Origin of the sequence: Allofournierella sp. (assembly GCF_017889395.1) — a bacterium.
In the GTDB taxonomy this organism is placed as follows: Bacteria; Bacillota; Clostridia; order Oscillospirales; family Ruminococcaceae; genus Allofournierella.
Genome location: NZ_JAGHKE010000027.1, coordinates 47438 through 57754 on the forward strand (window position 1 = coordinate 47438; position 10317 = coordinate 57754).

Below are 10317 nucleotides of genomic sequence, written 5' to 3' on the forward strand. Positions count from 1 at the left end.
CAAGGCAGGCACGGCGCGCGGTTCCTCTCAGCTCAGCTCGAACATGCCGTGATACAGCTGATAATATTCGCCCTTCTGGTCCAGCAGCTCCTGGTGGCTGCCCCGCTCCACGATCTGCCCCTGCTCCAGCACGATGATGGCATCCGCGTTGCGCACGGTGGACAGGCGGTGGGCGATCACAAACACGGTGCGGCCCTCCATCAGCCGGTCCATGCCCTTTTCGATCAGGGCCTCGGTGCGGGTGTCGATGCTGCTGGTAGCTTCATCCAGAATCAGCACCGGCGGGTCCGCGATGGCCGCCCGGGCGATGGCCAGCAGCTGGCGCTGCCCCTGGGAAAGGTTCTTGCCGTCGCCGGTGACCGGGGTGTCGTAGCCCTTGGGCAGGCGGCGGATGAAGGAATGGGCGTTGGCCAGCTTGGCCGCTGCCACCACCTCCTCGTCGGTGGCGTCCAGCTTGCCGAAGCGGATGTTGTCCGCAATGGTGCCGGTGAACAGGTGGGTATCCTGCAGCACCACCGCCAGCGACCGGCGCAGGTCCGGCTTCCGGATGCGGCGCACATCAATGCCGTCGTAGGTGATGCGCCCGTCAGTCACATCGTAGAACCGGTTGATCAGGTTGGTCACGGTGGTCTTGCCCGCGCCAGTGGAGCCCACAAAGGCGATCTTCTGGCCGGGCTTTGCATAGAGGCTGATGTCCTTCAGAATCAGGCGGGAGCTGTCATACCCGAAGCTCACATGCTCAAAGCGCACATCGCCCCGCAGCGGGGTCTGCTGGCCGTTTGCCCGGTCCTTCCAGACCCAGGCGTCCTGGGTGCCGGTCAGCTCCACGCTGCCCTTGTCCACCTCCGGAGCCTCCTCCATGGCGTTGAAGATGCGTTCCGCGCCCGCCAGCGCCGCCAGCAGGAAGTTGGACTGCTGGGTGAACTGGTTGATGGGCATGGCCGCCTGACGCACGAACACCAGATAGCTGGTCAGGCTGCCCACGTCGGTCATGCCGTGAATGGCCATCAGACCGCCCAGCACCGCCACAATGGCATAGTTCACGTAGGAGATGCTCACCACGGTGGGCACCATGGTGGCCGCGTAGCTCTGGGCACTGGTGGCCGCCTGGCGCAGCGCCTCGTTCTGGGCACAAAAGGCCTCCACGTTCTGGCGCTCGTGGTTGAACACCTTGATCACCTTCTGGCCGCTGATCATCTCCTCGATGGTGCCGTTCAGTTTGCCCAGCACCTGCTGCTGGCTCTGGAAATACCGCTTGCTGCGCTGGCCGCTGTAGCGCACGGTGGCGAACATGGCAACGTAGCCCAGCACCACCACCAGCGAGAGCTGCCAGTTCAGCACGAACAGCAACGTCAGGGTGCCCACAATCTGAATAAAGCTCTGGATCACCATGGCGAAGCTGTTGTTCAGCGCGTCGGCGATGGTGTCCACATCGTTGGTGAAGCGGCTCATGATGTCGCCGTGGCTGCGGGTATCGAAGTAGCGCAGCGGCAGGGTCTGCACATGGCCGAACAGGTCCCGCCGGATCTCATACACGATCTTCTGGGCGGCCTTCACCATCAGCTGGGTATAGCCGAAGGCGGACACCACGCCCACCGCGTAGATGGCCGCCACAATGCCCACCGCCGCCAGCAGTCCGTTTGTATTGGCGGGCAGGATGTAGCGGTTCACCAGAGGCTTGAGCATGAAGGTTCCCAGCAGATTGGCGGCGGCGCTCAGGCTCACCAGCACCGCCACCAGCGCCATGATCAGCTTATGGTGACCCATGTAGGCCAGCAGCACCTTCAGGGTGTGGCCCAGGTCGTTGGGCCGTCGGGCCGTAAACTGCCGTCTGCTCATTCTTCGCCGCCTCCTTTCATCTGGGATTCATAGATTTCCCGGTAGATGGCGTTTTCCGCCAGCAGCTGGGCGTGGGTGCCGATGCCGTTCACCCGGCCATCCTCCAGCACCAGAATCTGGTCCGCCTCCATCACCGAGGTCACCCGCTGGGCAATGATGATCTTGGTGGTATCCTTCAGCGCCGTCAGGCCCGCCCGGATGCGGGCCTCGGTGGCGGTGTCCACTGCGCTGGTGGAATCATCGAAGATCAGCACCTTGGGCCGCTTGAGCAGGGTGCGGGCAATGCAGAGGCGCTGCTTCTGGCCGCCGGACACGTTCACGCCGCCCTGACCCAGCTCGGTGTCCAACCCTTTGGGCATCCGGCTCAAAAATTCATCGGCGCAGGCGGTGCGGCAGGCCCAGTCCAGCTCTTCGTCGCTGGCCTGCTCGTTGCCCCAAAGCAGGTTTTCCCGGATGGTGCCGCTGAACAGCACGTTCTTCTGCAGCACGATGCCCACCGCATCCCGCAAGGCCTCCAGCCGGTACTCCCGCACATCCCGGCCGCCCACCTTCACGCAGCCGCCGGTCACATCATACAGGCGGGGGATCAGCTGCACCAGCGAGGTCTTGGCCGAGCCGGTGCCGCCCAGAATGCCCAGTGTCTGCCCCGCCGGGATGCGCAGACAGATGTCCTCCAGCACATTTTCCCGGGCTGTGGCGCTGTATTTAAAGTCCACATGGCAGAATTCCACGCTGCCGTCCGCGATTTCCTCCCGCTCCTCAGCCCCGTCGGTCAGGCTGGGGGAATGGTCCAGCACCTCCATCACACGGGCCGCGCTGGCCAGCGAACGGGTGAGCATCAGAAACACGTTGGAGATCATCATCAGCGAGTTCATGATCTGCAGCACATAACTCAGAAAGCCGGTGAGTTTGCCCACCTGCATACTACCCACAATGACCATGTTACCGCCGAACCAGAGCAGCAGCGTCACCGCCGCATACATGGTGAACTGGAATGCGGGCAGGTTCATCACCGCATAATGGAAGGTGCGCTGGCTGGTCTGCATCAGGCCGCTGTTTACCCGCTCGAACTTCTCCTCCTCATACTCGCCCCGCACGAAGGCCTTCACCGCACGGATGGCGGTCAGGTTTTCCTCCACGATCACGTTCACCCGGTCCACAGCCACCTGCAAACGGCTGTACATGGGCGCCACCTTATACACGATAAAGGCCAGCACCGCCGCCAGCACCGGCACGCAGCACAGGAAGATCAGGCTCAGCCGGGCGTTCATGAAAAAGGCCAGCCCCACGCCCATGATCAACATGGAGGGACCGCGTACCATGGGCCGCAGCCCGCCGCTCACCGCATTCTGCAGCACCGTGATGTCGGTGGTCATTCGGGTGATCAGCGACGAGGTCTCAAACCGATCCAGATCCGAGAAGGAATACTCCTGAATCTTCTCATACTGCTCCCGGCGCAGGATCGCGCCGAAACCGCAGGCCGCCCGGGCCATATAGCGGGCATAGAGCATGCCGGTCACCAGCGAGAGCAGGGCGCACACGCCCATCTGCACGCCCTTCACCAGAATGTAATTCACGTCCCGGTTGGCCACACCCACGTCGATGGTATCGGCCATGATCACCGGAATGAACATTTCCAGGCCGGTTTCCAGCACCACAAACAGCACCGCCAGGATGAACTCTTTTTTATAACGGCCCAGATGCGCGAAAACACGCTTCAGCTGTTCCATACGCAGCTCCTCCTTTTTCAACTTGATTGGGAACAAAACGGCCCCCCGGGCAGATTCCGGTCAGGCCGGAACCGCCCAGGGGGATTTTGTCTTTGGGCGATCAGCCCAGCTTGCTCACATTCATATCGGTGGGTTTGGGGATACCGGGCACCGAGCCGGTGCTGCTGTACTGCCAGATATCGTAGTTGTAATCGAAGGACAGCTCGTCCCGATACTGAGCGATCCAGATGCTGTAGGGCGAGAGGCTGGCCATGTTCAGCTGATTGTAGAACCAGCTGGCGTAGCTGTAAACGCCCGCCTTGTAGCCGGAGTTGCGGATGGTCTCGCAGAAGGCCACCGCATTGGCAGTGCGCTGGGCACGGCTGATGTTGTCGGCCCGGCCGGTGTCGCCTGCCACCTTCTCGGTATCAAAGTAGATGGGGTAGCTGATGTTGTAGCCCTGGCACAGGCTGATCACCATGCTGGCCTCCTCCACGGCTTCGGTCTCATTGATGGCCTGGCTGTAGAAGTACAGACCCACCTTCAGACCCGCCGCGGTGGCGCCCTTAATGTTCTGGCGGAAGGTGGAGTCCTCAACCAGAACGCCGGTGCCGTAGCCACGGTAGCCCACGCGAATGATGGCAAACTCGATGCCGGAGGCCTTTACCTTGTTCCAGTCGATGTTGCCCTGATACTTGGACACATCCACGCCCTTTACCCAGGTGGTACCGCCGCCATTGCCGCTCGAGCTGCCCTCGCTGTTCGAACCACTATTCGAACCGCTGTTGCTCTCTTCCTTGACCAGCGTGCCGTTCTCATCGAACTTGTATGTAGTGCCGGCGATCACCTTGGTGCCGGTCACCTTCTGGTGGGTGCTGGGATCGTAGTAAGCCTGCTTGTCCGAGGTGCTGGGGTACCAGCCGGAATACAGGGTCACGATCACCTTTTCCACCGCCGTCATGGCAAAGCCGTCATGGGCGATGCCCTGCATGGCTCCCTCGTCATAGAAGCGCAGTGTGGGCTCCAGCGACAGGGTGCTCACGCCATCGGCCGCACCGGCTGCCAGCAGGCCACCTCGGGCCCATACGCCCAGATCCAGCCCGAAGATACCGCCCGCCGCAGTCTGCACCGAGGTTGAAGCGGAAGCAGGCACGGAATTGGAGGTGCTGTCCGCCGGGGCCTGGGTAGGCTCCGGAACAGCAGTGGGTTCCGGTGTAGGCACCTCAGTGGGTGCAGGGGTAGGCGTGGGAACCATGCCCGCGTCCAGCGTGGCTTCCACCAGGAACTCGGTGCCATCCTGCGCGGTGGCCGTCTTGCCTACATAGTAAGGACTGATGCTGCCGTCCGCATATTTCAGATATCTGCGGCCGTTCTGATCCACCACATCGGGAATGTAAACCGTGGTCTTACGCTCTTCCGCAGAGGATTCGTTGTAATCGTAGTCGTTGCCGGAGGGGGTGGCTGTGGGGGCCGCAGTGGGCTCAGGCAGAGTGGGGTCCTTGCCGCTTCCGGTGCCGGCACCCGCATGGCTGGCGTTGCCGTTATCCTCCGTGGCCTCGTTGACCTCGCTGGACTGCTTGATCTGGTCCTTGACCGCTTCCACATCAGCCTTGTACTGGACCTTTTCCTTCACCGCCAGGGTCACCGGTTCGGGGGTCACAAAGCCCTCCCGCTCGGTCACCGAGACCGTGTATTCGCCAATGTTCACCTGCTTGATGAGCAGCGTACCGGTCTCCGGGTCCACTGTATAAGTGCTTGCCTTGCCGGATTTCGGGGTCAGCTGTACCTCAAAATCCTGGCCCAGCACCGGCAGACCGCTGTCAGCGTCCATCACGGTAACGCCTACGCTCTGCTGCACGGCAGTGGCCTCGATCTCCAAACGGACCGGGGCCTGGGTGGGCTCCGGCGTTGCGGTTGCCTCCGGCTCGCTCTGGGCTTCACTGGATACCGGCTGCACCACGCTCACCGATACCGACGAGCTGTTGTTGGCCGCATTCACAGCGGTGAAGGCAATGCCAGCGCCGCAGCTCACAGTAACCGCCAGCGCACAGCTCAGCGCAACCAGCGCCTTGCCCAGGGGCATACGGGAAAATTTGCTGCCCGAAAAATAGCGGGAAAGATCCCGTTTGTTCATAGGACGAGCTTCCTTTCTCTTTCTATAATCGATTAACTTTTCCGCTTTGCGGCGAAAAAGGCTGTAATCATGTATAAGTATATCATATTTTCCCCATGGGGAAACAGTCTTTCCGAATTCTTGCTCTTTTTCAGAACTTTGCACGAATCCCATTCCCGCTTCTTGTTATCTTTTTTCTCTTTGCTCTACCAATCACCGTTCTCTTTAACCCTCCACTGGAATTTTTCCCGTTCTTGTTGTAAGATGTAAGGGAAATAAAGGCAATGCCGCCTGCGCTTTGCCGCGTAAGTTCTGCGGCGGTGCTGAACGATCTGCATTTTCCTCATTGAAACAAAGGAGTTTTCCCCATGGATTTTCCCATGCTACCCACCGAATTCCACACCGGTCTGTGCTTCGATGCACACCATATGCTGGGCGCGCACCCGGCCCCGGACCAGGGCCCCGAGGCCTGGTGGTTTCGCATCTGGGCGCCCGGTGCACAGCGGGTCCAGGTCTGCGGCGACTTTAACGGCTGGTCCGGCCAGGACCTGACCCGGGATGCCGCCGGTGTGTGGAGCGGCTATGTGCCAAAAGCACATCAGGGCCAGTTTTATAAATACAACATTCAAAAGCAGGACGGTGGCTGGGCGCTGCACACCGACCCCTACGGCTTTTATACCGAGCTGCGCCCCGGCAGCGCCAGCGTGCTGTGGGGTATGCCCGCCCACAAGTTCAAGGACGAGGCCTGGATTGCCGGCCGCAGTGCCCGCTACGACCAGCCCCTGAACATCTACGAGCTGCACGCAGGCAGCTGGAAGCGCCATCCGGACGGTCGGTGGTACACCTATCGCCAGCTGGCCGGGGCGTTGATCCCCTGGCTGCGGGAGCAGGGGTATAATTTCATCGAGCTGCTGCCGCTGGCGGAGCACCCCTTCGACGGCAGCTGGGGCTACCAGTGCACCGGCTATTTCAGCGTGACCAGCCGCTACGGCACACCGGAGGAATTTGCCGCCTTTGTGGATGCCTGCCACCAGGCTGGCATCGGCGTATTGATGGATTTTGTGCCGGTGCATTTCGCCTGCAACGGAGACGCACTGGCCCGGCTGGACGGCGGGCACCTTTACGAATACGACAGCGATGTGGGCCTGAGTGAGTGGGGCAGCTACAACTTTAACCTGTACCGGGGCGAGGTGCGCAGCTTTTTGAACAGCGCCGCCGCCTTCTGGCTGGAGGCCTACCATTGCGACGGCCTGCGCATGGACGCAGTGAGCCGGGCACTCTACTGGCAGGGCGACGACGCCCGGGGTGTGAACCAGGGCGCGGTAAACTTTTTGCAGACCATGAACCAGGGCCTGCACCAGCGCTTCCCCGGGGTGATCCTGGCTGCGGAGGACAGCACCAACTATCTGAAGGTCACCGCCCCGGTACAGTACGAAGGCCTTGGCTTCGACTACAAATGGGATATGGGCTGGATGAACGACACTCTGCGCTACTTCTCCGCCCCCTTCGACCAGCGCCCCGGCCTCTATCACACCATTACATTCTCCATGGAGTATTTTTACAACGAATTATACCTTTTGGCATTATCTCACGACGAGGTGGTGCACGGCAAACGCACTCTGATTGACAAGATGTGGGGCAGCTACGAGGAGAAATTTGCCCAGGCCCGGCTGCTGCAGTTTTATTTCATGCTGCATCCCGGCAAAAAGCTCAGCTTTATGGGCACCGAGCTGGCCCACTTCCGGGAATGGGACCAGGATCGTGCCATGGACTGGTGTCTGCTGGAATATCCCATGCACCAGGCCTTTCTTCGGCTGGCCAGGGATCTGAACAAGTTGTATCTGCAGGAGCCCGCACTATACAGCGGTGAATACCACAGCGGACGGTTCCAATGGGTCACCTGCGAAGCGGTGGAGGACGGCGTGTTCGCTTTCACCCGCACCAGTGCGGACGGCTCCACCTTCCTGATCGTGCTCAACACCAAGGATAAATCTCACGATCAATACCCGCTGTATTTCGACAATGCCTGCCACGCCCGGCTGGTTCTCTGCACCAATGCCCCGCAGTATGGCGGAGACGGCTGCCCTGCTGCCGAATGCTGGGCAACGCCGGGCGGTGTACTGGGCAAGAGCCACACCCTTCGTCTGGACCTGCCCGCTTTGAGCGGCAGCCTGTACCGGCTGTAAGATACCTGCCGTCAGATTGACAGTATTTCTCTTTCCCGTTACAATGAAGGCAACAGAAATCTTTGGGCAGCCCGGCTGCCCCCATTACAATTTAGGAGGTACGTTTCTATGCTGCGTATCCTGACTGACTCCACCGCTGATTTGCCCGCGGCGCTGGCCCAGCGCATGCAGGTGGAGATCGTCCCCCTGCAGGTAACCTTTGAAAACGGCGACACCTATCGGGATGGACTGGATCTTCCCCCCGAAGAATTCTATCAGCGGCTCAGCGAATGCCACAAGCTGCCCAGCACCAGCCAGCCCAGCCCGGAGGCCTTTGAGAAGGCCTTCAACGACGCCCGGGACGCAGGCGACGAGCTGATTGCCATCCTGCTTTCCGGCAAGATCTCCGGTACCTACCAGTCCGCGCAGATCGCTGCTTCCCTGGTGGATTACGACAAGATCTATCTGATCGACGGTCTCAGCGCCACACTGGGCAACCAGCTGCTGGTTCGTCTTGCGGTGGAGCTGCGGGATGAAGGCCGTTCCGCAGGCGAGATTGTAAGCATTCTGGAAGAGGAAAAACACAAGGTCCGGCTGCTGGCTGTGGTGGATGACCTGAAATATTTCCGCAAGGGCGGGCGGCTTACCGGTGCGGAGGCCTTTGCCGGTGCCGTGCTTGGCATCAAGCCGGTGGTCGGCATGAAGGACGGTCATGTGGCTCTGGTGGGCAAAGCACGCGGTCTGCCCGGTGCTTATGTGGCCCTCTTCAAGCAGCTGGATCAGGACGGCGGTCTGGACCCGGACAAGCGGTATCTGGTGGGCTATACTGCTCATCACCGTGCCATGGAGCCCATTCAGAAATATCTGATCGGCAATCTGCATCTCCCGGCTGCCGAAGTGTTCCACATCGGACCGGTCATCGGCACCCACGCCGGCCCCGGTGCGGCAGGTATCGCCTATTTTGCCAAGGACGAGGATTAACTGTTTTGCAACGCAAAAAGCTCTGTGCTGAAAAATCAGCACAGAGCTTTTTCTATTATGATTCTGCTTTTATTCAGGCTGCAGATCAATACACACAATTTCCGGCGGCGACAGCAGCCGCAGCGGAAGCCGCGTGGTTCCGATGCCGCTGCTCACATAAATCTGAGCGGAATGCTCCGCGTCATCCAGTGCATACAATCCGCGTACAAAGCCACCGGAGCCTGGCGGCAGAATCCGGCGGGCGATCCAGGGGATTCCAACCTGTCCGCCATGGGTATGACCGGACAGCATCAGCGCACGCTCCGGTATGCCCGAAAGCAATTGCGCCGTATATGGCTCATGGGCAACCAGCAAAGGGAATACACCTTCTGCAAAGGCGGGCAATTGACCTCCCAGCTCGCCGGTCAGATAGTCGTCATAACCCAGCAGCTGGAGCTGATACTCCTCCAAAAGCAGGCTTTCATTTTTCAGCACCCGGAAGCCGCAGGATTCCATAAACTTCTGATAGATGCGCGCTGCACCGCCGCCCCAGTCGTGATTGCCCCAAACCGCGTATTTTCCGCCCGGGGCTTCGATATTGCTCAGCTGCTGCCGCAGCAGCTCCAGATCAAGCTGTTCCCGGTCGCGGGCGTAGTTGTCCAGCAGGTCACCTCCGAAAATCACCAGATCCGGTTCCAGCCGATTGATATGGTCTGCCAGCTGTTTTGCGGAATCAACGGATTTGTCTTCCCCAAAATGCGTGTCGGTAAAGAAGACAACACGGCAGTCGGCTGCGATTCCCTGTGCCTGAAAGGAAAGTCTGCGCACTACCAGCAGATTCGGTTCCACGAAACGGGCATACAGCCCTGCCAGCAGAGCGGCAAGCACGATCCAGAACAGCACCCAAATCCAGCGCCGTTTTCTTTTTGTTTGTTTGTATTTCATGGATTTATTTCTCTATATAAAAAGCCCTATGCCGCAGTCCATGCAGCTTTTAAGCCAAAGATGATAGAAAAAATTTATGAGTTTCAAGCCGTTCCAGCAGTGGGACTCCCGCAAAAGTTTGCCTTGCAAAGTTTTGTGGGGATAAGGAGGAATGACGAAATGGTATGAGAAAAGCCCAGCCGAATGGCCGACTTTTTGAATGGAATGAAGTCCATTCTGCCGGGGTGCCCGTCTGCCCCGGCAGCGGGCACCCCGCAAAAGTTTGCCTCGCAAAATTTTGTGGGGTTAAGGAGGAATGACGAAATGGTATGAGAAAAGCCCAGCCATTCGGCTGGGCTTTTTGAATGGAATGGAGTCCATTCCGACGTGGTGACCCGTGGGAGAATCGAACTCCCGTTTGCGGCGTGAGAGGCCGCCGTCTTGACCGCTTGACCAACGGGCCATATGAAAATAAAGAGAAGAGAAAAGCCGGCGCCTACCTATTTTTCCAGGTCGTCTCCAACCAAGTATCTTCGGCACAACAGAGCTTAACTTCTGTGTTCGGAATGGGAACAGGTGGGACCTCTGCGTCATCGGCACCGGCCAT

6 protein-coding genes, 1 tRNA gene and 1 rRNA gene are annotated in these 10317 nt (G+C 59.7%); 2 read left to right on the plus strand and 6 right to left on the minus strand.

Annotation, left to right across the window (positions count from 1 at the left end):
- Positions 1–27: 27 nt before the first annotated feature.
- The 3 genes from J7G73_RS04925 to J7G73_RS04935 all read right to left on the minus strand — a co-directional run bounded on the left by J7G73_RS04925 (position 28) and on the right by J7G73_RS04935 (position 5682).
- Complete coding sequence (locus tag J7G73_RS04925; RefSeq protein WP_087295112.1) at positions 28–1839, minus strand: ABC transporter ATP-binding protein; 1812 nt, start codon at positions 1837–1839, stop codon at positions 28–30.
- Positions 1836–3569, minus strand: a complete 1734-nt coding sequence (locus tag J7G73_RS04930) for an ABC transporter ATP-binding protein (protein WP_291245460.1) — start codon at positions 3567–3569, stop codon at positions 1836–1838. The genes J7G73_RS04925 and J7G73_RS04930 overlap by 4 nt, the downstream gene beginning before the upstream one ends.
- A 100-nt stretch (positions 3570–3669) precedes the next feature.
- Positions 3670–5682 (minus strand): GH25 family lysozyme, encoded by a 2013-nt coding sequence (locus tag J7G73_RS04935; RefSeq protein WP_291245461.1) that lies wholly within the window; start codon positions 5680–5682, stop codon positions 3670–3672.
- Between the two features lie 347 nt (positions 5683–6029).
- On the opposite strand from J7G73_RS04935, the gene glgB reads away from it, so the two are divergent.
- Complete coding sequence (glgB, locus tag J7G73_RS04940; RefSeq protein ID WP_291245462.1) at positions 6030–7847, plus strand: 1,4-alpha-glucan branching protein GlgB; 1818 nt, start codon at positions 6030–6032, stop codon at positions 7845–7847.
- A gap of 108 nt (positions 7848–7955) precedes the next feature.
- Positions 7956–8807 (plus strand): DegV family protein, encoded by an 852-nt coding sequence (locus J7G73_RS04945; protein WP_087295120.1) that lies wholly within the window; start codon positions 7956–7958, stop codon positions 8805–8807.
- A 69-nt stretch (positions 8808–8876) separates the two neighbouring features.
- Here J7G73_RS04945 and J7G73_RS04950 read toward each other — a convergent pair whose 3' ends face one another.
- The 3 genes from J7G73_RS04950 to rrf form a co-directional block, all read right to left on the minus strand.
- Positions 8877–9731, minus strand: coding sequence for a metallophosphoesterase (locus J7G73_RS04950; RefSeq protein WP_291245463.1), 855 nt, complete (start codon positions 9729–9731; stop codon positions 8877–8879).
- Between the two features lie 367 nt (positions 9732–10098).
- Positions 10099–10173, minus strand: a tRNA-Glu gene (locus J7G73_RS04955).
- 24 nt (positions 10174–10197) lie between these two features.
- Positions 10198–10314 (minus strand): 5S ribosomal RNA (gene rrf / locus J7G73_RS04960).
- Positions 10315–10317: the final 3 nt, after the last annotated feature.

Bases quoted from the DNA above. Each gene is read 5' to 3' on its own strand.
- J7G73_RS04925 (WP_087295112.1), bottom strand. From the start codon at position 1,839: ATGAGCAGACGGCAGTTTACGGCCCGACGGCCCAACGACCTGGGCCAC.
- J7G73_RS04930 (WP_291245460.1), bottom strand. From the start codon at position 3,569: ATGGAACAGCTGAAGCGTGTTTTCGCGCATCTGGGCCGTTATAAAAAA.
- J7G73_RS04935 (WP_291245461.1), bottom strand. From the start codon at position 5,682: ATGAACAAACGGGATCTTTCCCGCTATTTTTCGGGCAGCAAATTTTCC.
- glgB (WP_291245462.1), top strand. From the start codon at position 6,030: ATGGATTTTCCCATGCTACCCACCGAATTCCACACCGGTCTGTGCTTC.
- J7G73_RS04945 (WP_087295120.1), top strand. From the start codon at position 7,956: ATGCTGCGTATCCTGACTGACTCCACCGCTGATTTGCCCGCGGCGCTG.
- J7G73_RS04950 (WP_291245463.1), bottom strand. From the start codon at position 9,731: ATGAAATACAAACAAACAAAAAGAAAACGGCGCTGGATTTGGGTGCTG.